Source organism: Lentzea sp. NBC_00516, assembly GCF_036346835.1.
GTDB classification, from domain to species: domain Bacteria; phylum Actinomycetota; class Actinomycetes; order Mycobacteriales; family Pseudonocardiaceae; genus Lentzea; species Lentzea sokolovensis.
Genome location: NZ_CP107840.1, coordinates 3,778,740 through 3,805,216, shown reverse-complemented (window position 1 = coordinate 3,805,216; position 26,477 = coordinate 3,778,740). Strand labels below are relative to the sequence as shown.

The 26,477-nt window shown below is 71.1% G+C and carries 11 protein-coding genes; 10 read left to right on the top strand and 1 reads right to left on the bottom strand.

What is annotated here, in order from left to right; genetic code table 11:
• Nucleotides 1-3: 3 nt before the first annotated feature.
• From OG205_RS16730 to OG205_RS16685, 10 genes are all read left to right on the top strand, one after another.
• On the top strand, nt 4-252 hold the full coding sequence (locus OG205_RS16730) for an acyl carrier protein (RefSeq protein ID WP_330277173.1): 249 nt from the start codon (nt 4-6) through the stop codon (nt 250-252).
• Nucleotides 249-21,455 carry a non-ribosomal peptide synthase/polyketide synthase gene (locus tag OG205_RS16725; RefSeq protein ID WP_330277172.1) on the top strand — a complete coding sequence of 7,069 codons (21,207 nt, stop codon included), beginning with the start codon at nt 249-251 and terminating at the stop codon, nt 21,453-21,455. The genes OG205_RS16730 and OG205_RS16725 overlap by 4 nt, the downstream gene beginning before the upstream one ends.
• Complete coding sequence (locus tag OG205_RS16720; RefSeq protein WP_330277171.1) at nt 21,452-21,661, top strand: MbtH family protein; 210 nt, start codon at nt 21,452-21,454, stop codon at nt 21,659-21,661. The genes OG205_RS16725 and OG205_RS16720 overlap by 4 nt, the downstream gene beginning before the upstream one ends.
• A complete protein-coding gene (locus OG205_RS16715) occupies nt 21,658-22,608 on the top strand; it encodes a TauD/TfdA family dioxygenase (protein WP_330277170.1) in 951 nt (316 codons plus the stop codon). The genes OG205_RS16720 and OG205_RS16715 overlap by 4 nt, the downstream gene beginning before the upstream one ends.
• Nucleotides 22,609-22,648: 40 nt before the next feature.
• Nucleotides 22,649-22,900, top strand: coding sequence for a hypothetical protein (locus tag OG205_RS16710; protein WP_330277169.1), 252 nt, complete (start codon nt 22,649-22,651; stop codon nt 22,898-22,900).
• Nucleotides 22,901-23,176: 276 nt separating this feature from the next.
• The gene (locus OG205_RS16705; RefSeq protein WP_330277168.1) at nt 23,177-23,533 is read left to right on the top strand and encodes a hypothetical protein; all 357 of its coding nucleotides are present in this window, start codon (nt 23,177-23,179) and stop codon (nt 23,531-23,533) included.
• A 228-nt stretch (nt 23,534-23,761) separates the two neighbouring features.
• Nucleotides 23,762-24,106 (top strand): hypothetical protein, encoded by a 345-nt coding sequence (locus OG205_RS16700; protein ID WP_330277167.1) that lies wholly within the window; start codon nt 23,762-23,764, stop codon nt 24,104-24,106.
• 69 nt (nt 24,107-24,175) lie between these two features.
• A complete protein-coding gene (locus OG205_RS16695) occupies nt 24,176-24,514 on the top strand; it encodes a hypothetical protein (protein ID WP_330277166.1) in 339 nt (112 codons plus the stop codon).
• 64 nt (nt 24,515-24,578) lie between these two features.
• The gene (locus OG205_RS16690; protein WP_330277165.1) at nt 24,579-24,920 is read left to right on the top strand and encodes a hypothetical protein; all 342 of its coding nucleotides are present in this window, start codon (nt 24,579-24,581) and stop codon (nt 24,918-24,920) included.
• 162 nt (nt 24,921-25,082) lie between these two features.
• Entirely contained in the window at nt 25,083-25,448 is a 366-nt protein-coding gene (locus tag OG205_RS16685) for a hypothetical protein (RefSeq protein WP_330277164.1), read from the top strand.
• A gap of 37 nt (nt 25,449-25,485) precedes the next feature.
• Here OG205_RS16685 and OG205_RS16680 read toward each other — a convergent pair whose 3' ends face one another.
• Nucleotides 25,486-26,418: a hypothetical protein gene (locus OG205_RS16680; protein WP_330277163.1), complete on the bottom strand. Its 933-nt coding sequence runs from the start codon at nt 26,416-26,418 to the stop codon at nt 25,486-25,488.
• Nucleotides 26,419-26,477 lie beyond the last annotated feature (59 nt).

Sequence of the window (26,477 nt, the reverse complement as noted above, 5' to 3'; positions counted from 1 at the left end):
GTCATGCCGCAAGACGTCCGTACCTGGCTGACCGAGCGCGTCGCCACCTACCTCCGCCGCGACGCCGCCGGGATCGACACCGCCCAGCCGCTCACCGAGTACGGGCTCGACTCGCTCACCGCCCTCGCCGTGTCGACCGACATCGAGGACGAGTTCGGGCTCGAGCTGGACCCGGCGCTCACCTGGGACCACCCCAGCATCGACGCGCTGACCACCGCGCTGACCACGATGATCGAGGAGAAGGCGTCGTGACCACGCTGCCAGGGACATTGCCGCTCAGCGCGGCGCAGCTCGCCGTCTGGACCGCCCAGCAGCTCAACCCCGCCGACCCGCTGTTCACCTGCGGCGTCAGCTTCGACCTCGCCGGACCGGTGGACGCCGACCTGCTCGACGCCGCCGTCCGGCAGGCCGTGGCCGAGACCGACGCGGTGCGCGTGCGGTTCGTCGGTGACCAGGTTGACCAGGGTGATCCGGTGCGGCAGGTCGTCGACGACACGATTACGGGCGGATTGCTCGTCGTCGGCACGGCCGCGGCGGACGCGTGGATCGAGGCGCGCCAGGCCGAGGTGCTCCCGCTCGACGGAGAACTGTTCCAGCACGTGCTGCTGCGAATCTCGCCCGACCGGCACCGGTTCTACCTGCGCTACCACCACATCCTGCTCGACGCCTACGGCCAGGTGCTGCACTGCCGGCGCATCGCGGAGGTCTACACCGCGCTCGTGGCCGGGCAACGGCCGGCCGACTGCGAGTTCGGGTCACTCGCCGCCGCTCTGTCCGAAGAGGACACTTATCGCGCATCGGCCCGCCGCGAGCGGGATCGCGAGTACTGGACCGGCGAGTTCGCCGAGCTGCCGGAACCGGTCGTGTTCGGCGCCACCGGCACCGCGCTGGGGCTGAGCCTGCCGGCGTGGACCGCCGACGTGCACGACCTGACCGGACCGCGCTGGCCTTTGACCGTGATCGCGGCGATGGCCGCCTACACCCACCGCGTCACCGGAGCACAGGACTTCGTACTACGAGTCCTCATGGCCGGACGGCTCGGTCCGGTCGCCCTGGCGACGCCGTCGATGCTCGTCAACGAGGTGCCGCTGCGGCTGACCGTCACGCCCGCCACCACGTTCGCCGATCTCGTCACCCAGGTCGCCGCGCGCCTCGGCAGGGCAGCGCGGCACCAGCGCTTCCCCGCCGCCGATCTCCGCCGCGAACTGGGCGGCGAGGCGCTCGGCCCCGCGGTCAACGTGCTGTCCTTCGCCGCGGCCGGTCTACGGTTCGGCACGGTCGAGGCGACCGTGCACCAGCTGTCGTCCGGTCCGGTGCGCGACCTCTCGCTCAACGTGTTCGGTGATCCGCTGGCCGGCGACGGCCTCCAGGTGCTGCTGCGGGCCAACGCCGACCGGTTCACGCAGGAAAGCGTTGCGGCGCACGGTGAGCAGTACCTGAAGATGCTCGCCGCTGCCTCGCGATCCGAGACGCGGGTCGGCGCGGTCCACCTCGTCGACCCAGAGGACTTCGCTCACTGGAACGAGAACGCGCACGCGATCGAACCGCGCGGCCTGGTCGAGCTGCTGCGGGCGCAGGACCCGGACGCGGAGGCGGTGGCGTTCGGGGGAGAGCGGATCACCTACCGTGAGCTGGAGGCCCGCTCCAGCCGGATGGCGCATGCCCTGCGGCGCAGGGGGATCGGCGTCGAGTCACGGGTAGCGGTGCTGCTGCCCCGCTCGATCGACCTGATCGTCGCGCTGTGGGCGGTGCTCAAGGCCGGAGCGGCGTACGTGCCGGTCGACACCGGTTACCCGGCCGACCGGATCTCGTTCGTGCTCGCCGATTCCGGTGCCGCCTTCGTGATCAGCTCGGACAACGTCGTGGAGCTGGGCGAGGGCGAGCCCGACAGCGCCCCGGACGTCGTGGTGCGCGGCGGCAACGCCGCCTACCTGATCTACACCTCCGGCTCGACCGGCCGTCCCAAGGGGACGGTCATCACCCACCAGGGCATCGCGAACACGCTGTCGTGGATGCAGGACGAGTACGTCCTCACGCCCGCCGACCGGGTGGCGCACAAGACGCCCATCGGGTTCGACGTGTCGGTGTGGGAGGTCTTCTGGACCCTCACGCGCGGCGCCACGCTGGTGGTGGCCCGTCCCGATGGTCACCGCGACCCGGCCTACCTGGCGCGGCTGGTCCGCGAGGAGCAGGTCACGGTCATCTACTTCGTGCCGTCCATGCTCGGGCCGTTCCTCGACGAGTACACGCACACGCCGTCGTTGCGGATAGTCAGGTGCGGTGGCGAGGTGTTGCCTGCCGGTCTGGTGGCGAGGTTCGCCCGTGAGTGCGCCGCCCAGCTGCACAACTCCTACGGCCCCACCGAGTGCTCGGTCACCGCGGCGTCGTGGGCGTGCGAGCAGCAGGACGTCATCCCGATCGGTACGCCGACGCACAACACGCGGGCGTACGTGCTGGACTCGGCGTTGCGCCCGGCGCTGACCGGTGAGCTCTACCTCGCGGGACCGCAGCTGGCCCGCGGTTACCTGGACCGGCAGGCGCTGACCTCGCAACGGTTCGTCGCCGATCCGTACGGCCCGCCGGGAACCCGGATGTACCGCACCGGCGACATCGTCCGGCGCCGGCCGGACGGGCTGCTGGAGTTCGTCGGCCGCACCGACCACCAGGTGAAGGTCAACGGCCAGCGCGTCGAACTGGGCGAGATCGAGACCGTGCTGACCAACGCGCCCGGCGTCGAGCAGGCGGTGGTCGAGCTGCGTGGCCGGCGGCTCGTCGGCTACGTCACCGGTGCGCCGCGAACCGATCCACGGAAGTGGCTTTCCGAACGACTGCCCGCGTTCATGGTGCCGCAGGTCGTGTTGACCCTGGCGGCGATCCCGGTGACCCCGAACGGCAAGGTCGACCGCGCCGCGCTGCCCGAGCCCGTCGCGACCGGCCGCGTCCCCAAGTCGGACACGGTGACCGGCACCGAGGAAGTGCTGCGCGCGCTTGCCGCGGACCTGCTGCAACGGCACGACCTCGGCGTCGACGACGACCTGTTCGCGTTGGGCGCCGACAGCATCACCGCCATCCAGCTCGCCAGCCGCGCTCGCGGCCGGGGTCTCCAGGTGGGGGCGAACGACGTGTTCGACCAGCGGTCGGTGGCCAAGCTGGCCGCGATCGCCGAGGTCGTGACCGAGTCCGCGCCCACTGACGAGCCGGTCGGGGAGTTCCCAGCCACGCCGCTGATGCGGCGGCTGACCGCGCTGGGCGGCCCGGTCGACGGATACGCCCAGGCCGTGCCGCTGCGCACGCGTCCGGGCACGCGGTTCGAGGATTTCGTGGCCGCGCTGCAGGCCGTGCTCGACCACCACGACGCGCTTCGGTTGCGCGGCAACGAGATCCAGCCCACCGGGGCGGTACGCGCGCAGGACTGCGTCGTCCGTGCGGACAGCACCGACCTGAAGGCCCAGCTCGACCAGGCACAACGCGCGCTCTCGGTCGAGGGTGGCGTCGTCGTGCGGGCGGTTTTCGACGACGAGCAGAGCCGCCTTCTGCTGGTGCTGCACCACTTCGTGGTCGACGGCGTCTCGTGGCGGATCCTGCTGCCAGACCTGGCGGAGGCGCTCGCCGCCGCCCAGGAGAACCGTATCGCCGTGCTGTCCACGCGCACGACGTCGATGCGGCACTGGGCCCGGCACCTCGACACCCGGCCTGCTGACGGGAAGGTCGAGTTCTGGCAGGACATCCTCGCCGGAGATCGCCCGCTCGCCACCCGTGAGCTGGACCCGGCCGTCGACCTGCGTGGCACGGCCCGCACCGTCACGGCCAGCGTCTCCCGCGAGCTGACCGAGACCGTGCTGACGACGCTGCCCGCCGCCTACCGCGCCACGCCGGACGACGTGCTGCTCGCCGCGCTGGCCCAGGCCGTGCGCCGGCACCGGGGCGACGGACCCGTTGTGGTGCAACGGGAGTCGCACGGCCGTGACGGCTTCGACTTCGACCTGTCCTCGACCGTCGGCTGGTTCACCCGCACTCACCCGGTCCGGTTGGAGCAGGGCGGGCACCCGCTCAAGACCGCCAAGGAGGACCTGCGCCGGGTCGCCGTGGCCGGACGCCGATTCGACCTGGTCCGGCACCGGGTCACCGGGTCGGCGCGGATCGCGTTCAACTACCTCGGCCGGCTGGAACCGGCGGCGCTGGGCGGCTGGGAGTTCGACGGCGACGTGCGGTTGCTGACCGACCCCGAGCTGCCGTGCGCCTACAGCCTGGAGATCAACGCCCACGTCCGCGACGGTGTGCTGGTGGCGGAGTGGACGTTCCCCGGCGGCCTGCTCACCGAGGACTCCGTGCGTCACCTCGCCAACGAGTGGTGCGCGGCACTGGCCGAGCTCGCGCAGGACACCTCCGGTGGGCTCACACCGTCCGACGTCCCGCTGGTCCACATCGGACAGCAGGAGCTGGACCGGCTGCGCGGGATCGAGGACGTGCTGCCGCTCTCGCCGTTGCAGGAAGGCCTGCTGTTCCTGGCCCTGTACGAGGCGGAGGACCCGTACGTCGGCCAGCTCGTGCTGCGCTTCGACGGCGGCTTCGACCGCGCCCGGATGCGCGCCGCCGCGGGTGAGCTGCTGCGCAGGCACCCCAACCTGCGGGCCGGGTTCCGCAGCCGGTCCACCGGCGCGCCGGTGCAGGCGATTCCCGCCGCGGTCACCGTGCCGTGGGACGAGCGCGACGACCTCGACGCGTTCCTGCCGGCCGACCGGGCGCGGGGCTTCAGCGTCGTGCGGCCGCCGCTGCTGCGCTTCACCGCGATCGGCGACTACCTCGTGCTGACGCACCACCATCTTCTGCTCGACGGGTGGTCGTTGCCGTTGGTGGTGCGTGAACTCGTCACGCTCTACCACGGCGAGGAGCCGGCTCCCGTCGCGCCGTACCGGGACTACCTGGCCTGGCTCGCCGAGCAGGACAGGAACTCGTCGCTCGCCGCGTGGCGGTCCGCACTCGCCGGGCTCGCCGGTCCGACGAGGGTCGCGCCGCAGGACCGTGCGGTGACAGGACACGACCACGTCGAGGTCGTGCTGCCGCGGGACGTGACCGAGGCGCTGGTGCGGACCGGTGTCGAGCACGGCGTCACGCTGGGCACCATCGTGCAGAGCCTGTGGGCCGTGGCGTTGCGCGTGTGCACCGGCCGTGACGACGTCGTCTTCGGTTCGACGACGTCCGGCAGGCCGGGCGAGCTGCCCGGTGTCGAGTCGATGATCGGTCTGTTCGTCAACACGCTGCCGGTCAGGGTCCGCCTCGCCGCGGGCGACTCGTTCGCCGACGTGATGGCGCGGCTGCGGCACACCGAGGACGAGCTGCGGGCGCACCAGCACCTCGGGCTCGCCGACATCACCCGCGCGACCGGGCTGGACGCCCTGTTCGACACGGTCCTCGCGGTCGAGAACTACCCGATGGGCGACGAGTTCGGTGCCGGCGAGCTGGTACTGGCCGACGCCGAGCTGACCGAACGTTCCCACTACCCGGTCACGGTGTCGGTCTTCCCCGAGGCGGCACTGCGGGTCCGGCTCGCCTACCAGACCGGTGTGCTCGACAGGGACCGGGCCGAGTCGGTGGCGGAGCTGTTCGCCGAGCTGCTCACCACCGCGTCGACCGGGTTCGGTCATCCGCTCCCCGCACCGGAGGTGTTCACCGAGGAAACAGCCGAGATCGCGCCACGGACCTCTGCCGGACGGGCACCGCGCACGGAGGCCGAGGAGAAGCTCGGCCAGATCGCGGCCGACGTGCTGGGTGTGGACGAGATCTCGATCGACGACGAGTTCTTCGCGCTCGGCGGCACGTCGATCATGATGATCCGGCTGGTGCACCGGGTGCGCGACGAGTTCGGTCTCGAGTTGTCGCTGCGCGAGGTGTTCGCGGCACCTACCGTGGCCGGTCTCGCGGGCCTGCTCGGTGACGCCCGCCCCCGGCGTGCCGAGATCACCGGTGGCGACCGGCCGGAGCGGGTGCCGTTGTCCTTCGCTCAGGAGAGCATGTGGTTCCTGCAACAGCTGCAGGGAGCCTCCGGCACCTACAACATCCCAGGCGCGATCAGGCTCTCCGGCCCGCTCGACGTGGCCGCACTGGAGGCCGCGCTGGCTGACCTGATCGGTCGGCACGAGGCGCTGCGCACCGTCTACCCGCAGGACGAGCACGGTCCACACCAGGTCGTGCTGCCCGCTGACACCGAGTTGACGATGTCGGTGGTGTGCGATCCGGAGCCGGACCTCGCCGCCGCGGCGGCGTACACCTTCGACCTGGCCACCGAGCTGCCGGTGCGGGTCACCCTGTACGTGCTCGGCCCCGACGAGCACGTGCTGCTGGTCGTGATCCAGCACATCGCGGCCGATGGCGTGTCGTTGCGGCCGATCGCGGAGGACCTTTCCGCGGCTTACCGGGCGCGGGCGCGAGGCGAGAAACCGACGTGGGCGCCACTGGCGGTCCAGAACGCCGACTTCGCTGTGTGGCAGCGCGACGTCGTGGCGGCGGACCTGCCGCGTCAGGTCGAGTACTGGGCCCGGACGCTGGCCGGGCTGCCTCAGGAGGTCACCTTCCCCGCCGACCGGCCACGGCCACCGGCGGCCACCCACCGGGGCGCGCACCTCGACTTCCCCGTGCCGCCGGAGCTGTACCGGCGGTTGCTCGACCTCGCGGGCCGCACCCGCACGACGCCGTTCATGGTGCTGCAGGCCGCGCTGGCCACCCTGCTGACCAAGCTCGGCGCGGGGGAGGACATCCCGCTCGGCGGCGTGATCGCCGACCGGCCGGACTCGGCGCTGGACGACGTCGTCGGCGTGTTCATCAACACGCTGGTCTACCGGATCGACACCTCGGGCGACCCGTCCTTCGAGGACCTGCTCGGCCGGGTCCGCGAGACCGGGCTGGGTGCCTTCGCCCACCGTGAGGTCTCGTTCGAGCGGCTGGTGGAGGAGCTGCGTCCGGAGCGGTCCCGCGCGCGGCACCCGTTCTTCCAGGTGATGCTCGCCTGGCTGGACCTGACCGAGGTGCGGGTCGACCTGCCAGGGGTCGCCGTCACGGTGGACCCGGTGCACAAAGGCACGGCCAAGTTCGACGTGCACTTCGACTGCCAGCTCACGGAGGAGGGCGGTCTGCTGTGCACGCTGGAGTACGCCACCGACCTCTACGACCGCGCCACGGCGGAGAGCTTCGCGAGGCGGTTCACGAAGGTGCTGACCGCGGTCGCGGCCGACGCCACCCAGCCTCTGTCCGAAGTGGACGTTCTGGACGAGGCGGAGCGCGAGCTGGTGCTGCACCGGTGGAACGACACCCGGGCGCCGGCCGACCCACGCTGGATCGTCGAGCGGCTGGAGGCCCAGGACCCGGCGGCGCTCGCCGTCGTCTTCGAGGGTGAGCGGGTCACCTACGGCGAGTTCAACACGCGGGTGAACAGGCTCGCCAGGGCCCTGCGCGGGCGGGGTGTCGGACCGGAGTCGCGGGTGGCGGTCATGCTGCCGCGCTCGGTCGACCTGATCGTGGCGCTGTGGGCCGTGCTCAAGGCCGGTGCCGCCTACGTGCCCATCGACGCCGGGTACCCCGCCGACCGCATCGCCTATCTGCTGGCCGACTCCGGCGCGGCAGTGCTGGTGTCCGATGTGGACGCCGAGGGGTTCGAACGGGTCGGTGTGCACGCCGAGGACGAGTCGCCGGACAACCTGGACGTGGCGTTCAGCGGTGACAACGCCGCCTACGTCATCTACACCTCCGGATCGACCGGCAGGCCCAAAGGCACGGTCAACACCTGCGCGGGCCTGTCCAACCGGCTGTGGTGGATGTACCAGGCCTTCCCCCTCGCGCCGGGCGAGGCCGTGCTGCACAAGACACCTATCAGCTTCGACGTGTCGGTCTGGGAGGTCTTCTGGACGCTGGCCTTCGGCGGCACGCTGGTCGTCGCCCGCCCCGACGGCCACCGCGACCCCGGCTACCTCGCCGGCCTGATCGACGCCGCGGACATCACGACGGTGCACTTCGTGCCGTCCATGCTGGCCGCGTTCCTCACCGCGCCCGACCTGACGCGGGCGGGGCGGCTGCGGCGCATCGTGTGCAGCGGCGAGGAACTGCCCGCCACCGTGGTGCGCGAGTGTGCGCGGCTGCTCCCCGGCGTGCCGGTGTTCAACCTGTACGGGCCGACCGAAGCCGCGGTGGACGTCACGAGCTGGGCCGCGGAGCCGGACGCCGACGTGGTCCTGATCGGTGGCCCGGTCGCGAACACGTCCGTGCACGTGCTGGATCGCCGGCTGCGGCCCGTCGCGCCCGGTGTGCCCGGCGAGCTGTACCTCGGCGGGGTACAGCTCGCGCGCGGCTACCTCGAACGTCCAGCGCTGACCGCGCAACGGTTCGTCGCCAGCCCGTTCACGGCGGGGCAGCGGCTGTACCGGACCGGTGACGTGGTGCGCTGGACGGCTTCCGGCGAACTGGAGTACCTCGGCCGGGCGGACGACCAGGTGAAGCTGCGCGGGTTCCGGGTGGAACTGGGCGAGGTCGAGGCCGCCATGACCGCGCACCCGGCGGTCGCCCGTGCCGCCGCGGCGGTGCACGATCAGCGCCTCGTCGGCTATCTGCTCACCTCCGGGTCGGTCGACCACGACGACCTGCGCGAGCGGCTGGCCGTGCGGCTGCCCGAGTACATGGTCCCGGCGTGGTTCGTCGAGCTGGACGCCTGGCCGCTCACGCCGAACGGCAAGCTGGACCGCAAGGCGTTGCCGATGCCGGAGTTCACGGCCACCGAAGGCCGGGCACCGCGCACGCCGGACGAGGAGATCCTTTGTGGACTCTTCGCCGACGTCCTCGGCGTTGCCGGGGTGTCCATCGACGACGACTTCTTCGCGCTCGGCGGCCACTCGCTGCTCGTGGCGAGGCTGGCCGGTCGCATCAGGTCCGTCTTCGGCCGGGAGATCGAGCTGGCCGTCCTGTTCGAGGCCACCACGGTGGCGGCGCTCGCCCCGAAGCTCGCCTCCGCCTCCGTCCGGCGGGCCGGGGTCGTGCCGGTGGCACGCGGCGAGCGGGTGCCGGTGTCGCACTCGCAGGAACGCCTGTGGTTCCTGCACCGGATGGAAGGACCGTCCGCGACCTACAACCTGCCGGTCGCGGTGCGGTTGCGCGGAGAGCTTGACGTGGCGGCGCTGTCGGCCGCGCTGGCGGACGTCGGACAGCGGCACGAGGTGCTGCGCACCGTGTTCGCCGAGGACGCTCTCGGCCCGCACCAGGTGCTGCTGCCCGAGATGCCGGCGCTGCGGGTGGTGGCCGTGGACTCGGCCGTCGACGACCTGGTAACCGAGGTCGTGGCCGCGCCGTTCGACCTGGCCGCCGAGGCGCCGGTGCGTGCCGTGCTCTTCGTGGCCGGCGCCGGCGAACACGTGCTGCTGATCGTCCTGCACCACATCGCCGGTGACGGCGCGTCGATGGCCCCGCTCGCGGCGGACCTGACGGCCGCGTACACCGCGCGGACCCGTGGCGAGCGACCAGATTGGCGGCCGTTGCCGGTGCAGTACGCGGATTTCGCGGTGTGGCAACGGGAAACGCCCGACGTGTCGTTCTGGAGGGAGGCGCTCGCCGGGCTGCCGGAGGAGATGCCGCTGCCGTACGACCGGCCGCGCCCGGCCACCGCCTCGTACCGCGGCGACACCGTGCGGTTCGACATCGCCGCCGAAGTCCACAGTGGACTGATCGATCTCGCGCGCTCGCACCACGTCACCCCGTTCATGGCGGCGCACGCGGCGATCGCGGCGTTGCTGCACCGGCTCGGTGCCGGTGAGGACGTGGTCGTCGGCTCCCCGGTCACGGGCAGGCAGGACGAGGCGCTGCACGACCTCGTCGGGTTCTTCGTCAACAACGTCGTGCTGCGCACCGACCTGTCCGGCGACCCGGCGTTCACCGACGTGCTGGCACGGGTGCGGGCCGCGGACCTGGCGGCCTACGCGCACCAGGACGTGCCGTTCGAGCTCGTGGTCGAGACGGTGAACCCACGCCGCTCGACCGCGCGGCACCCGTTGTTCCAGGTCGACCTGAACTGGAACAACGCCGACCAGACCGTGACACTCGACCTGCCGGGCACGGCCGCGGAGCCGTTGCCGCTCAGGCTGCCCGCGGCGAAGTTCGACCTCTCGTTCTTCCTGTCCGAGCAGCCGTCCGGCGGTGTGCGCGGAGCGCTCGAGTTCGCGACCGACCTGTTCGACCGCGCGACCGCCGAGCGGATCGTCGCGGCGTTCCAGGAGGTGCTGGCCGCCGTCGTCGCCGCTCCGCAGCAGCCGATCAGCTCGCTGCGCGCCGGGGAACACCGGCTGCTTGCCGAATGGAACGACACCGCCCACGAACTGCCGTCCGGCACGCTGGTGTCGTTGTTCGAGGCGCAGGTCGCCCGCACGCCGCACGCGCCCGCCGTCGCCTTCGGCGCCACCACCCTGACCTACGCCGAGCTGGACGCCGCGGCCAACCGCCTGGCCCACCACCTCGCCGGTCTCGGTGCCGGACCCGAACGGTTCGTCGGCGTGCTGCTGCCGGTGTCCGAACAGGTCGTGGTCACGGTGCTGGCGGTGCTCAAGACCGGTGCCGCCTACCTCCCGCTCGACCCGGCGCAGCCGGCCGAGCGGCTCGCGTTCATGCTGCGCGACATCGCCCCGGTCGCCGTGGTGACGACGCGCGAGCTGGCCCAGCCGGGCTGTCCCGCCGTGCTGCCGGAAGACGCCGCGGGTGAGCCGAGCTCGCCGGTCGCCGAGGGGCCACGGGAGGACAACGCCGCGTACGCGATCTTCACGTCCGGCTCGACCGGCACGCCGAAGGCCGTGGTGGTGCAGCACCGTTCGGTGATCGCCTATCTGGCCTGGGTGCTCGACGAGTACGCCGGCCTGCGCGAGCACGCGTTGGTGCACTCGCCGATCTCGTTCGACCTCACCGTCACCGGCATCTACGGCCCGCTGCTCTCCGGCGGCCTGGTGGAGCTGGTGGGGTGGACGGCGAGCGGACCGCAGGGCACCGCCCGCAAACCCGCCTACGTCAAGGCGACGCCGAGCCATCTCGCGTTGCTGGCCGCCGTGCCACCGGAGTTCTCGCCGTCCCGCGAGCTGGTGCTCGGCGGTGAGTCGCTGCTCGGCGATGCGCTCGACGCGTGGCGCGCCCGCAACCCGGAGGCGACCGTGCTCAACGAGTACGGGCCGACCGAGACCACGGTCGGCTGCACCGTTTTCCGCATCGCACCGGGCGATCCGGTGCCGTCCGGCGTCATCACGATCGGCCGGCCCGCGTGGAACACCCAGGTGCACGTGCTGGACGCCCGGTTGCGGCCGGTGCCGATCGGCGTCGTGGGGGAGTTGTACGTCAGCGGCGCGCTGGTGGCGCGCGGCTACCAGGGGCGGCCGGGGCTCACCGCCGGGCGGTTCGTCGCCGACCCGTTCGGACCGGCGGGCTCGCGCATGTACCGCACGGGTGACCTGGCGAGGTGGACGCGGGACGGCCTGCTGGAGTTCGCGGGCCGCGTCGACGACCAGGTCAAGATCCGCGGCTTCCGGATCGAGCTGGGCGAGGTCGAGGCGGCGCTGTCCGCCGACACCCACGAGGCCGCCGCGGTGGTACGTGACGGCAGCCTGGTCGGCTACGTCGTGCTGCGGCCGGGGCAGACCGTGGACGAGGTGCGTGCGGCCGCCGAGCTGACGCTGCCGGAGTACTTGGTGCCCACCGCTTTCGTCGCGCTCGACGTGCTGCCGCGCACGCCGAACGGGAAGATCGACAGGACCGCGTTGCCGGCACCGGCCCACGTCGCCGCCGGTCCGGTGGCGGACGGACAGGTCGCCGCCGCGTTCGCCGACGTGCTGGGCGTGGCCGAGGTCGGGCCGCATGACGACTTCTTCGCGCTGGGCGGGCATTCGCTGCTCGCGGCACGGCTCGTGAACCGGCTGCGCGACGAGCTCGGGGTCGACGTGTCGATCAAGGACGTGTTCGAGCAGCCCACGGTGGCCGCGCTCAGCGAACTGGTGGGGGAGCCGGTGACGGTGGAAGTCGTGGTGTCGCAACGGGTGCGGCGCGCACCGTTGTCCGCCGCCCAACGCCGGATGTGGTTCCTGTACGAGCTGGAAGGCCCGTCGGCGACCTACACCATCCCGATCGCCCTGCGGCTGCGCGGTGAGCTGGACGTCGCCGCTCTGCGCGCCGCGTTCGGCGACGTCCTCGCCCGCCACGACGTCCTGCGCACGATCATCGATCCCGAAGGACCGGAGCAGGTCGTGCTCGACGACGTCGAGGTCCCGTTCGAGGTGGCCGACCGCCTCGACGGGCACGCCGAACGGCCGTTCGCGCTCGACGCGGAGATCCCGATCCGCGCGGTGCTGGCCGGCGGTGGTGACGAGCACATCCTGCTCGTCACCCTGCACCACATCGCGGGCGACGGCGGCTCGATGCTGCCATTGGCCCGCGACCTGCGGACCGCCTACGTGGCAAGGCGTTCGGGTCCGGCTCCACAGTGGACTGAGCTGCCCGCGCAGTACGCCGACTACGCCCTGCGCCACCAGGACGGGCAGGACGAGGCGCTGGCGCACTGGACCTCGGTGCTCGCCGGGGCACCGGAGGAGATCGAGCTGCCCACCGACCGGCCACGGCCACCCGCGCAGTCCTTCCGCGGCGACGCGGTGCCGTTCGAGCTGCCGGCGAGTACGCGTGCGGCGCTGCCCACGTTGTGCCGCTACGGCATCAGCGAGTTCATGGTGTTGCAGGCGGCGCTCGCGGTGCTGCTCGGCCGGCTCGGCGCGGGTGAGGACGTCGTGCTCGGTGCGCCGGTCGACGCCCGTCGCGAGACGGTGTTCGAGGACCTGGTGGGCCTGTTCACCAACACCGTGCCGCTGCGCACGGACCTGTCGGGCAACCCGTCGTTCGCCGAACTGCTGGTGCGGGTGCGGGGCGCGAACGTCGCCGCCTACACCTACGCGGACGTGCCGTTCGACCGGCTGGTGCAGGCGGTCAATCCGGTGCGTTCGGCGGCGCGGCACCCGCTGTTCCAGGTGATGCTGTCGATGGACCACGACAGCGGCGCGCCGGAACTGCCCGGCCTCACCACCGAGCTGCTGGAAGCCGGTGGCGGACAGGCGAAGTTCGACCTGCTCGTGGCGATGCGGCCAGGCGGAACCGGTTCGGTGCAGTTCGCGACCGACCTGTTCGACCGCGCCACCGTCGAGGCGCTCACCGCGCGGTTCCTGTTGCTGCTCGACGCGGCCGTCACCGATCCGCGCACGCGCATCGCGGACCTGCCGCTGCTCACCGCGGCCGAGCACGAGGACCTGGTGGTGACGCGCAACGCCACCGTGCGGGAACTCCCCGAAGCGCTGCTGCCCGAACTGTTCGAGGCGCAGGCCGACCGCACGCCCGACGCGATCGCGGTGCTCGACGACACGGTCGCGCTGACCTACGCCGAGCTGGACGCGCGAGCGAACCGGTTGGCGCGCAAGCTCGGCCGCGGCGACCTGGTCGCAGTGGTGCTGCCGCGGTCGGTGGACCTGATGGTGGCACTGCTTGCGGTGTTGAAGTCGGGAGCCGCGTACTTGCCGGTCGACGACTCGTACCCGTTGGCGCGCATCGACAAGATGACCGCCGGTGCGCACACGGTGATCACGCCCGCCACGTTCGAAGGCCTGGACGCGTACTCGCCGGAACGGCTTGGCGTGCGGGTGCACCCGAGGTCGGCGGCGTACGTGATCCACACGTCCGGTTCGACCGGGCAGCCGAAGGGGGTCGTGGTCGAGCACGGGTCGCTCGCCGCGTACCTGCACGAGGCGGTCCGGCTCTACCCGGCCGCGTCCGGCGAGGCGGTGATCCACTCCTCGGTCGCGTTCGACATGCCGGTGACCACGCTGTTCACGCCGCTCGTCACCGGTGGGCGGGTGCGGTTCGGCGCGCTCGACCGCGACACCGACCTGCTCAAGGTCACGCCCAGCCACCTGCGGCTCATGGACCTGCCGCGTGCTCGCAACCTGGTCATCGGCGGCGAGGCGCTCGACGGTGACGTGGTGCGGCGCTGGCGGGAACGCAACCCGGACGCGCTCGTGATCAACGAGTACGGCCCCACCGAGGCGACCGTGGGATGCGTCGTCTTCGAGGTCGGGGAGATCGACGGCCCGGTCCCGATCGGCACGCCCATCGGCAACGCGCGGGTCTACGTCCTCGATGCCTGGCTGCGGCCCGTGCCGGAAGGCGTGTGGGGCGAGCTCTACCTGGCCGGCGCCGGTATCGCGCGCGGTTACCGCGACCAGCCGGGGCTCACAGCGGAACGGTTCGTCGCGGACCCCTTCACGGAGTTGGATCATTTGGCAGGCACGCGGATGTACCGCGTCGGCGACCGGGCGCGCTGGGCGCACGGCCGGCTCGAGTACGCGGGCCGCGTCGACGACCAGGTGAAGATCCTCGGGTTCCGGGTGGAGCCGGGCGAGGCCGAAGCCGCACTGTCCGAAGTGGATGGTGTGAGGCAGGCGGCCGTGGTGGTGCGCGACGGACGGCTGGTCGCCTACGTCGTGCCCACCAGGTCACTGCGTCCCGGTGAGCTGCGCGCCGCGCTGGCGGCGGAACTGCCCGCGCACCTGGTGCCGTCGGCGTTCGTCGAGCTCGACGAGATTCCGTTGAACGCCAACGGGAAGCTCGACCGGTCCCACCTGCCGGAGCCGCGCCAGGCCTCGGGTCGCACCGAGGTCAGCGAGGCCGAACGGATCGTGTGCGAGATCTTCGCCGAGGTGCTCGACGTGGGGCACGTGGGCGTGGACGACGACTTCTTCGCGCTCGGCGGGCATTCGCTGCTGGCCGCGCAGGTCGTCAACCGAGTCCGCGCCCGCCTCGGCGGCGACATCGGCGTCACGAAGCTGTTCATCGCGCCGACCCCCGCCCTGCTGGCCGCGGCGACGGACGGCGAGGTGCGCGCGAAGCGGCCCGAACTGGGGTCGCTGCCCCGGCCGGACCGCATCCCGCTCGCCCCGGCCCAGCGCGGCCTGTGGCTGCTCAACCGGCTGGATCCGCACTCCGACAGGTACTCGATGCCTGTGGTGCTGCGGCTCTCCGGCGAGGTCGACCTCGGCGCGCTGAAGTGGGCGCTCGTCGACGTCGTGACGCGGCACGAGGTGCTGCGCACGCTGTTCCCCGAGGCCGACGGCGAGCCGTACCAGCTGGTCCGCCCGGTGGCGTTGGACGTCGAGACCGTGCGGATCGACGACATCACCGAGGCGGTCCGCGCCGAGGTCGCCCGCGGTTTCGACCTGACGCGGGAAACACCGTTGCGTGCGACGGTGTTCCGCAACGGTGACGAGCGCGTGCTCGTGCTGATGCTGCACCACATCGCTGGTGACGACTGGTCGTTCGGGCCACTCGCACGTGACCTCCGCACGGCCTACCAGGCGCGCACGGACGTGACGGCGCCCGCGCTGGCCCCGCTGCCCGTGCAGTACGCGGACTTCGCGCTGTGGCAGCGACAACTGCCCGGTGCCGAGGAGGGACTCGAGTTCTTCCGCCACACGCTCAACGACCTGCCCGCGCAGCACCTGCCGGCGGATCGTCCGTTGCGCAACGGCGTGGCTGCCCGCGTCCCGGTGACGCTGCCGCCGGTCACGGAGTTCGCGCGGGAGCACGGCTGCACGGAGTTCACCGTGCTGCACGCGGCGCTCGCGGTGCTGCTGCAGCGGCTCGGCGCCGGTGACGACGTCGTGATCGGCACTCCGGTGTCCGGCCGGCCGGACCAGCGGCTGGAGGAACTGGTCGGCTACTTCGTGAACACGGTCGCGCTGCGCACGGAACTCGCGGGCGACCCGTCGTTCCGCGACGTGCTGAACCGGGTGCGTACGGCCGACCTGGCCGCGTTCGCCCACGCCGACGTGCCGTTCGACGCGGTCGTCGCGGATCTCGCGCCCGGTGGCGAGCCCCTGTTCCGCGTCCTGCTGTCGGTGCTGCCGCCCGCTGTACCGCTCGACGAGCTCGGGATGGCCGTGCTGAGCACGGGCGGCACGGGGGCCGCGAAGTTCGACCTGACGGTGGACCTGGTCCCCGGTCCGGACGGCGTGACCGGCGCCGTCGAGTTCGACACAGGATTGTTCGACCAGGAGACGGCAGAAGGGCTCGCGGCGAGCTTCGCCGTGGTGCTGACCGCGGTGCTGGCCGCGCCGCAACGGCCAGTACGACTCGCCGACCTGGTGCCGCGGCCGGCCGCGGTGATCCCGGCTCCGGTGACCAGGACGCTGCCGGACCTGCTGCGGGCACAGGCGATCCGAACGCCGGACGAGATCGCGGTCGTGGCCGGCGAGACCCTCACCTTCGCCCAGCTGCACGAGCGCGCCACCCGGCTGGCCCGGGTGCTCGCCGGGCGGGGGATCGGCCGCGGCGACGTGGTCGCGGTGCCACTGCCCCGATCGGCGGCGGCCGTCGTGGCGATGTTCGGTGTGATGGCGGCGGGAGCCGCCTACCTGCCGGTCGACGCGACCGCGCCCGAGGCACGGGTGCGGCTGTTGCTGGACGACGCGACGTTCGTGCTGGACTCGCTGCTGGACGGTCCGCAGGCTGAGCCCGTGGCGCCGGGACCGGGCGATCTGGCCTACGTCCTGCACACCTCCGGCTCCACCGGCACTCCCAAGGGGGTCGCCGTCGAGCACCGGTCGATCGTGAACCTCTTCGAGGTGCACAACGCGGACCTGCTCCCGCGGGAGCGGTGCCGGGTCGCGCTGGTGGCGCCGCTGACGTTCGACGCGTTCTGGGACCCGATCCTGTGGATGCTCACCGGGCACGAACTCCACGTGGTCGGCGACGACGTGCGGCGCGACCCCGAGGCGTTGCTCTCCTACTTCGCCCGGCACGGCATCGACGCCGTCGACACCACTCCGTCGTACGCCCGGTTGCTGCTGGCGACCGGGCCCTTCACCCCCAGCCTGCTCGTGCTCGGTGGTGAGGCCGTCGATCCGGACCTGTGGCGCTTGTTGCGCGAACGGCAGATCAGTGCGATCAACACGTACGGGCCGACAGAGTCCACTGTGGAAGCTGTGACGGCCTGGCTGGCCGAGCACCCGAAGCCGGTGATCGGGCGGCCGATCGGCAACGTCGCCGCGTACGTGCTGGACCAGAACCTGAGGCCAATGCCGGACGGCGTCACCGGTGAGCTGTACCTCGCCGGCGCGGGACTTGCCCGTGGCTATCACCGGCGGCCACAGGAGACCTCGGCGCGGTTCGTGGCGGACCCGTTCGGTTCCGGCACCCGGATGTACCGCACCGGTGACCTGGCCCGCTGGCGCAACGGCGTCCTGGAGTACGTCGGCCGCACCGACGACCAGATCAAGGTCCGCGGCATGCGGGTCGAGCTCGGTGAGGTCGAGGCCGTGCTCACGGCCTGCGCGGGTGTGTCGGCGGCCGCCGTGGCGGTGCGAGACGAACTGCTGATCGGGTACGTGGTCGCGATCGACGCGGACGGCGTGCGCGACGAGGTCGCCACGATGCTGCCAGAACACATGGTGCCGCAACGGATCGTGGTTCTCGACGCACTGCCGTTGACGGCGAGCGGCAAGATCGACCGGTCGGCGCTGCCCGCTCCCGGTGCCGAGATCCGGCGTGGCGCGGAACCCCGCAACAACGCGGAAGCCGTGCTGTGCGCGGTGTTCGCCGAGGTGCTGCACCTGGGCTCGGCCGGCCGGGACGACGATTTCTTCGCACTCGGCGGGCATTCGATGCTGGTGCCCAAGCTCGTCAACGGCGTCCGGAGCAGGCTGGGCGTGGACCTGACAGTGCGGGACGTGTTCGAGGCGCGCACGCCCGCACGGCTCGCACCCCGGCTCACCGGGATCACCCGCCCCGCGCTGGTGGCGGGGGAACGACCCGCACGGCTGCCGATGTCGTACACCCAGGAGCGGTTCTGGTTCCTGCACCGGCTGGAAGGCCCGTCCGCGGCGTACAACATGCCGGTGGCACTGAGGTTGCGAGACCTGGACGTCCCGGCGATGCGCACGGCGCTGACCGATGTGGCCGACCGGCACGAGGTGCTCCGCACCGTGTTCCGCGACGACGAACAGATCGTGCTCGCCGCGGGCACCGCGCCCCGGCTGGACGAGGCGCCGTGGAACGACAGGGCACTCGCCTCCGCCGCGGCGTACACGTTCGACCTCGCCGCCGAGCCTCCCTTCCGCGCCTGGGTGTTCCACGACGGTGACGAGGTGGTGCTGCTTCTGCTGCTCCACCACATCGCCGGTGATGGCGAGTCGATGGTGCCGCTGGCCCGCGACCTCATGAGCGCATATCGCGCCCGGCTGGCGGGCGAGCGGCCCCGATGGGCGCCGCTTCCGGTGCAGTACGCGGACTTCGCGCTGTGGCAACGGCAGCTGCCGCACGACGAGCAGCACTGGGCGCGGGTGCTGGCCGACCTGCCGGAAGAGCTGAACCTGCCTGCCGACCGGCCGCGGTCCGCACTCGTCGCGGGCGCTGGGGTCGTGCCGCTGGAGATCAGCCAGGAGCTGCACACGCGGCTGGCCGCGATCAACGGTGACGTCACCACGTTCATGGTCGTGCTCGCGGGTCTCGCCGCGCTGCTGACCAGGATGGGAGCCGGCAGCGACCTGCCGATCGGCGTGCCGGTCCACGGGCGGTCCGACGCCGCGCTCGACGACCTGGTCGGATGCTTCCTCAACACGCTGGTGCTGCGGACGCGCACGGACGGCGACCCGACGTTCACCGAGCTGCTCGGCCGGGTGCGGAACACCGCGCTGGACGCCTACGAGCACCAGGACACGCCGTTCGAACGGCTCGTCGAGGTCCTCAACCCGCCACGTTCGGCCGGCAGGCACCCGCTGTTCCAGGTGATGCTGTCCTACCGGGTCGGTACCGGCGAGGCAGTCGGCGGTGAAGCCGTCGAGGTGAGCCTGCCGTCCGCCCGGTTCGACCTGTCCTTCGGTCTCACCGAGCGTCCGGGAGGCGGGCTGGCCGGTGAGATCCAGTATCCGGCAGGGCTCTTCGACCGCGAGACGGTCGCGCTGCTCGCCGAGCGCCTCGTCCGGCTGCTCGACCAGGCGGCCACCCGCCCGAACGCCGCGATCAGCGACCTCGACGTGCTGCTCCCAGGCGAGCTCGTGCGGAACGACACCGCGGCCGAACTGCCGGAAGCGACGTTGGCCGACCTGTTCGCCCGGGCCGTGGCGGAGACCCCGGACGCGCTCGCGGTGGTCACCGACTCCGATGAGCTGACCTATGCGGAGCTGAACCGCCGCGCGAACCGGTTGGCGCACCTGCTCATCGCGGAAGGCGCCGGACCGGAGCAGGTCGTCGCACTGGCCGTGCCGCGGTCGGCGGACCTGATCGTCGCGGCCCACGCGGTGATCAAGACCGGCGCCGCCTACACGCCGGTCGACCTCGACGCCCCTGCTGAACGCACCGAGGCGATGCTCGCCGACGCCGGAGCGTCCATTGTGATCACCCCGGACACCGTCGTGGCAGGCGAGGCTTTCCCGGACAACGATCCCGGCGTTCGGGTCCGCCCGGACAACGCGGCGTACGTGCTGTTCACCTCCGGCTCCACCGGCAGACCGAAGGGCGTGGTGGTGTCGCACGCGTCCGTGGTCAACCACCTGACGTGGCTGCAACGCACGTACCGGCTCGAACCGGGTGACCGGGTGCTGCACAAGTCGCCCGCGGTGTTCACGGTTTCGGTGTGGGAGCTGTTCTGGCCGCTGCAGGCAGGGGCGACCACCGTCGTCGCGGCACCGGGCGGGCACCGCGATCCGGCGTACCTCGTCGATCTGATGAAGCGACACGGCGTGAACACCGTCCACTTCGTCCCGTCGATGCTGGAAACCGTGCTGGCACTGGGCGAGCTTCCCGAGCTGAAGCGGATCTTCGTCGGTGGTGAGCCGCTCACCCGCGACCTGCACGACCGGATCGGCCTGCCGCACCACAACAAGTACGGCGCCACCGAGGTCACCTGCGACGTGACCGTCTGGGACAGCGGGCCTGGGGACCGGCCACTCGTGCCGATCGGTACCCCGATCGACAACACCGGCGTGCACGTGCTCGATGAGCGCTTGTGCCCGGTACCGCCCGGCGTGACGGGCGAGCTGTACGTGACCGGTGTACCGCTTGCGCGCGGGTATGCGGGTGACTCGGCGCTCACGGCGGAACGGTTCGTCGCCGACCCGTTCGGTTCGGGTACCCGGATGTACCGCACGGGCGACCTCGCCCGCTGGGACCGAGCAGGCCGGCTGCACTTCGTGGGCCGTACCGACCACCAGCTCAACCTGCGCGGCGTGCGGGTGGAGCCCGGGGAGATCGAGGCCGCGCTGGTCGCGGCACCCGATGTCGAGCAGGCGCTGGTCGTCCTGTGGGACGACCAGCTCGTCGGTTACGTCACCGGCACCGCCGATCCCGTGCGGCTACGGCACGATCTCGCCACCAGGCTGCCTGCCCATCTCGTGCCGTCCGCCGTCGTGGTGCTCACCGAGTTCCCGCGCACGACGAGTGGCAAGATCGACCGCACGGCCCTGACCGTTCCACAGTGGACTGCCGAAGGCCGCGCGCCGGCGAACGACACCGAACGGGCGTTGTGCGCGTTGGTGGCCCGGCTGCTGGGCCTGCCGGAGATCGGTCCGGAGGACGACTTCTTCGCACTGGGCGGGCATTCGCTCACCGCCGCTCGCCTGGTGGCCCGCATCCGGGACGAGCTCGGAGGCGCGCTCACCCTGCGCACGGTGTTCGAGTCGCCGACCGTGGCAGGCCTCGCGACCAGGCTGCACGACGCGCCGGACCCGTTGGCACCGCTGGTGAAACTGCGCGAAGGCGACCCGACGCTGTTCTGCGTGCACCCACTCGGCGGCCTGAGCTGGCCCTACACCCGCCTCGGCAGGCCCGGCGCGTTCGGCCTGCACGGGCTGCAGGCGGACGGGCTCGACGGCACCGGCCGGCTGCCCGGCAGCATCGCGGAGATGGCCGCCCGCTATGTCGAGCGGATTCGCACCGTGCAGCCCGACGGTCCGTACCGGCTCGTCGGCTGGTCGTTCGGTGGGCACGTGGCGCAGGAGATGGCGGTGCAGCTGAAGGAGTCCGGTGCGGAGGTCGTCCTGCTGGCCCTGCTCGACTGCTATCCCCGCGACCCGGCCGCGGCACCGAGCTCCGAGGCCGAGCTGCTCGACGGTGTGCGGGTGCCCGGCGAACTGGCCGATCCGCGCACGCTTCGAGCGGCCAAGGCGGTGTTCGTCAACAACGACGCCATCGCGGCCCGGCACGTGCCGCGGGTCTACGCGGGCGACGTCGTGTTCTGCCGGGCCACCCGCCTCGCCGACGGCGAAACGCCGCGCTCACCCGAGCTGTGGCGCCCCCACGTGACCGGGCACATCGACGTGCACCCGGTCGACGCCACCCATGACGGGCTGCTCGACGAGCAGGCCGCTACCGAGATCGGCGGGCTGCTCGCCCGCCTCACCGAGAGGACGAACCCGTGACCAACCCCTTCGACAACCCCGACGGCGTGTTCCTCGTGCTGGTGAACGACGAGGGCCAGCACTCGCTGTGGCCCGAGTTCGCCGGCGTGCCGGACGGCTGGCAGGTCGCGTTCGGCCCGGACAGCCGCACCGCGTGCCTGGAGCACGTCGAGCGCGAGTGGACCGACCTGCGCCCCAAGAGCCTGATCGAGGCGATGGGCGAATGATCACCGAGGAACAGCTGCTCGGTGCGGGCGACCTCGCTGTGCTCGACGGGGTCGCCCGCACCCTCGCAGCCCGCGGCGACCGGGTCGACGACCCGGCCTGGGTGGCGCGGGCACGCCGGGGGTGGCAGGACACCCCGGCCGCACTGCGCCGCGTGGTCAGCGACTTCCGCCGGCACTCCGGACCCGAGGGCAGACTCGTCCTCACCGGGCTGCCGGTCGGTGACGTGCCCGCGACCCCGATGGTGAAGGGATCCGTGCAGCACACGCCCACCGTCGGCGCCGCCGTGCTGGCCCTGGTCGCGCACGGCCTCGGTGACCCGGCCGCGTTCGCCGCCGAGAAGTCCGGTGCCCTGGTGCAGAACGTCGTTCCGGTGCCCGGTGAGGAACAGGTGCAGGGCAACACCGGATCGGTCGAGCTGACCTTCCACACGGAAAACGCTTTCCATCTGCATCGGCCGGACTACGTGCTGCTGTTGTGCCTGCGCGCGGACCACGACGGAGTGGCCGAACTGCGCACGTTCTGCGTCCGCGCCGCACTGGACGAGCTGAGTGCCGCCTCTCGTGCGGCGCTGGCGAAGCCGGACTTCGTCACCGTCGCCCCGCCGTCGTTCGGCGGCGACGGGGAAGGCGCGCTGCACGCCGTGCTGACCGGTGACCCCGCCGATCCGGACCTGTGCCTCGACGAGGCGGCCACCCGGCCGCTGAGCGACGAGGCCGCCGCGGCGCTGGCCGACCTGCGCACGGCGATCCGGCAGCGCTACACCGGCGTCCGGCTGCGTCCCGGCGACCTCGCCGTCGTCGACAACCGCGTGACGCTGCACGGGCGTTCGGAGTTCGTGCCCCGCTACGACGGCGCGGACCGCTGGCTGCAGCGGACCTTCGCCTTCGCGGACCTGCGCCGGTCGCGCGACCACCGGCCGGGTGACACCACCGTTCTGGAGAAGTGAAGAAGAGTGACCACGCGGCTGCTGCCGCGGCTTTCCGGTCGTGTTCGAACGGGCGAGCGGCCACCATTACCTGTGGGGCACGTCCGGCCGCCGGTACGTCGACCTGCTGTGCGGTGTCGGCGCGCTGCACTGCTGCCACAACCATCCCGAGACGGTCGCCGTGATCGACTACCTCACCACCGGTGCCGACCTGCGGCCCGACCAGTGGGCGCCCGGCGACCGCATCGGCGCGGTCGTGACCGACATCGTGGGAGGTCGGCCGAGAACCGTTCCGTGGCTTTCGACGCGATAAACGTGGCTCGCTACTGGAAAACCGTGGTCCGGCACAATTCGCGCGGTGATGAGGTTTGTCCGCAAGATACCAACGGCAAAACCGGGTCGTCCGAATAGTGCTGATTTCCTTCCGTGCGCGAGTGGCCTGTGTTGACTGTAGGTCAGAATCGGATTCGTGCGCGACGCACGCCTTCGTGTGCAGGTGCGCTGATCGGGTGCTGGACCTTTACCACTGGTTCGAGCTCTACCGGCCGTCGGTCGAGCTGGATTGGCCGCGTATCAGGGAAGGCTGGAAATGAATCGTAGGAACGTGTTGCCGGTTGGTGTGGCCGCGGCCGTTGTGGCGTCGGCGGGCATCGCTCTGCTGACCGCGAGTCCGGCTGCCGCCGCGACCTGCAACGCTCCGGCAGGGTCGTACTGCGTGGCTGTCGAGTACCGGACGTCGACGGTCAAGAGCATCCGCGTGAACGGGCGGTGTCTCATCGGTCCTTCCAACACGCACTCGACTGTCCACATCGGCCAGCACGACGCCGTGAGGATTCAGACCTATGGCGGAACCAAGTGTGAGGGCGGCACGCAAACCGTCGCGAACACCGCCGTCCACACCCGCGACGACTCGCGCTGGCGCCTGATTCGTGTCTACCAAGCGTAGGAACGTGTTGCCGGTTGGTGTGGCGGCGGCTGTCATGGCGTCGGCGGACATTGCTCTGTTGAGCGCGAGTTCGGCTGCCGCCGCGACCTGCAAGGCCCCGCAGGGGCCGGCCTGTGTGGCTGTCGACTACTGGACGTCGACGGTCAAGAGCATCCGCTGGGTGTTGGTCTTCTGACAGCCGGGCATTTTGCCGGCGTCGGTTTCCGCAGTTTCGAGGAGGGTCTGGGAATGAAGCGTAAGCATGTGTTGCCGTTTGGTGTGGCTGCGGCCGTTGTGGCGTCGGCGGGCATCGCTCTGCTGACCGCGAGTCCGGCTGCCGCCGCGACCTGCAAAGCTCCGGCAGGGTCGTCCTGTGTGGCCGTCAGCTACGGGACGTCGCTCAAGAGCATCCGCGTGAACGGGCGGTGTCTCATCGGTTCCGGCAAGCACTCGACCGTCTACATCCACCAGTTCGACCGCCCGAGGATCGAGACCTACGGCGGTGCCAGGTGTGAGGGCGGCACGCGGAACAACGCGTGGGTCAACGTGAGCCAGTACGACTCCGAGAACTACCGCTGGATCGTGGCCTACTGACGGCCGGGCACTTTGCCGGGCTTTGATTTCCGCAGGTTCGAGGAAAGGTTGAGAATGAATCTTAGGAACGTGTTGCCGGTTGGTGTGGCTGCGGCCGTTGTGGCGTCGGCGGGCATCGCTCTGCTGACCGCGAGTCCGGCTGCCGCCGCGACCTGCAAAGCTCCGGCAGGGTCGTACTGCGTGGGCGTCAACTACCAGACGTCGCACGTCAAGAGCATCCGTCTGGAGGGGCGGTGTCTCCTCGGTCCTTCCAACACGCACTCGACCGTCCACATCGTCGGGTTCGGCCGCCCGGACGTCCAGACCTATGGCGGCACCAAGTGTGAGAGCAACACGCACAACTCCGCGAGGGTCATCTGGCGCAGCGCCCCCGACTCCGGGGGCTACCGCTGGGTGAGCATCTACTGACGGCCGGGCACTTTGCCGGGCGTCGGTTTCCGCATGTTCGAGGGGAAGGGTTGAGATGAATCGTGTGAAGCTTTCGCTGGCGGCGGTCGCCGCGGTGATCGGGGTATCAGCCGGCACGCTCGTGCTGGCCGCGCTGCCGGCCGTGGCCGCGGGCTGCAAGGCTCAGCCGTTCTCGTCCTGTGTGGCCGTCAACTACCAGACGGCGAGCGTCAAGAGCATCCGCGTCAACGGGCGGTGTCTCATCGGTTCGTCCGGCAAGTACTCGGGCGTCACCATCGACAGCCAGGAGGTGCCGTTCGTGCAAACGTACGGCGGCACCAAGTGTGAGGGCAACACCGAGAAGAGGGTGCGGGTCAACATCGGCGGCGATGACGCCCAGCGCTACCGCTGGATCACGATCTCCTGACGAACCAGGTCGGCCGGATGGCCGCGGGGGTCTTTCGGAGCTGTTCCTTCATGGCGGCAGCCGTTCCTGGTGGTACGCGATGTGCGGCGATCGGATCGGCTCCTTCCTGTTGTGTTGCTGGGAAATTGCTGGGGAAAGTATCGATGTGAAAGGTGTGGGGGAATGGATAGCAAGATGGCGTGGCTGGCGAGTGCGGTCACGGCAGTCGTGGTGTCGGCGGGCGCTGTGCTGGTGACGGCGGGCCCGGCCGCCGCCGCCCCGCCGGCCTGCAAGGCGAATTCCTGGTACAAGGCCTGTGTGGCGGTCTGGTATGAGACGTCGCACGTCAAGAGCATCCGTGTGGATGGGCGGTGTCTGTACGGAGCCGGTTACCATCCGACGGTCATCGTCGACAACGTATCGGGCGTGTACCCGAAACTTCTGACCTACGGCGGCAGCAAGTGTGAAAGCAACACTCACAACTCTGCAGGGGTCCGCTGGGCCCAGAACGCGGACAAGGACCAATACCGCTGGGTGAACATCTCCTAGTAGTGCCCCTCATGGTGTGCGGCCCGGTAGAACCGGCTCAGACGCCGATCAGTTCCCGTCCACCGGGCATGGCGAGTTGGATGACGGAGTCCACACCGGACTTCAGCACCACGCGGGCGTCCTCCGCCGCGTTCAGCGTGCCGAGCAGGACGCGTGCCTTGCCGTGCAGCTTGCGGAGATCCCGCGCGTAGGCCTCGACGACCCGTGGCGCGCGCAGGAGGTCACGCAGCACGTCGCTCCTGCCCGTGTCGCTGGACGACTTCTCACGCAGCAGTCGCGCGAGCTCGAGACGTACGCCGGGCTTGGCCAGCTGGAAGGCGTGGGCGGCCAGCAGTGGCGGGACCACGAGCACGGGATCGCCATCGGAGTCCACAGTGGACTTCTGGTGGTCGGCGTGGAGCTGCCGCATCAGTCCGTAGACGGCGCCGAACCTGCGCCACTCCTCGACCGGGTGCTCGTCGACGAGGTGGGCCGCCATCGCCGCGTCTCGGGCGTATGCCGCTCCCGTTTCGCCGAGACAGCTGGCCAGCACGTTCTTGCGGCTGATCTCGGTGTAGTGGCGGGCGCGTTCGGCCAGCCTGGTCTCCAGCACCGAGGTCGTCGAGCGGCTGACCTCGTCGAACCACTCGAGCTTGCAGCTCGCGGATGCGCGGACCGGCTTCAGGTGGCGGATCGCGAGCATCGCACCGCACTGAGCGCCCAACGTGTCCGAGTCAGTCGACATCCACCACAGCGCGGACGCGGTGCAGAGCGCCAACGCTTTTTTCGTGCTCACCCCCAGCGCCGCGGCCACGATCGCCGGAAACACGCGCTCGGCCGCATCCGCCCTGACCTGAGGTGACTGGCGCTGCGTGGTGACCTTGGCCGCGATGTGGGGAAGATCCGTGATAATCGACCGGATGGCTGCTGTCAACGCTTCGTGCAGCGCGTGAGTCTGCTCGTCGACCAGCTGCGTTGCTGGAGTGACCACATGGCCACCCTGACACGCCCAGGTGAACGGCAGCCCTCAACTGCGCGAAATCCGGAAAT

Excerpts from the sequence above, each read along its gene's own strand:
- OG205_RS16730 (WP_330277173.1), top strand. The coding sequence starts at position 4 with ATGCCGCAAGACGTCCGTACCTGGCTGACCGAGCGCGTCGCCACCTAC.
- OG205_RS16715 (WP_330277170.1), top strand. The coding sequence starts at position 21,658 with ATGATCACCGAGGAACAGCTGCTCGGTGCGGGCGACCTCGCTGTGCTC.
- OG205_RS16705 (WP_330277168.1), top strand. The coding sequence starts at position 23,177 with ATGAATCGTAGGAACGTGTTGCCGGTTGGTGTGGCCGCGGCCGTTGTG.
- OG205_RS16700 (WP_330277167.1), top strand. The coding sequence starts at position 23,762 with ATGAAGCGTAAGCATGTGTTGCCGTTTGGTGTGGCTGCGGCCGTTGTG.
- OG205_RS16685 (WP_330277164.1), top strand. The coding sequence starts at position 25,083 with ATGGATAGCAAGATGGCGTGGCTGGCGAGTGCGGTCACGGCAGTCGTG.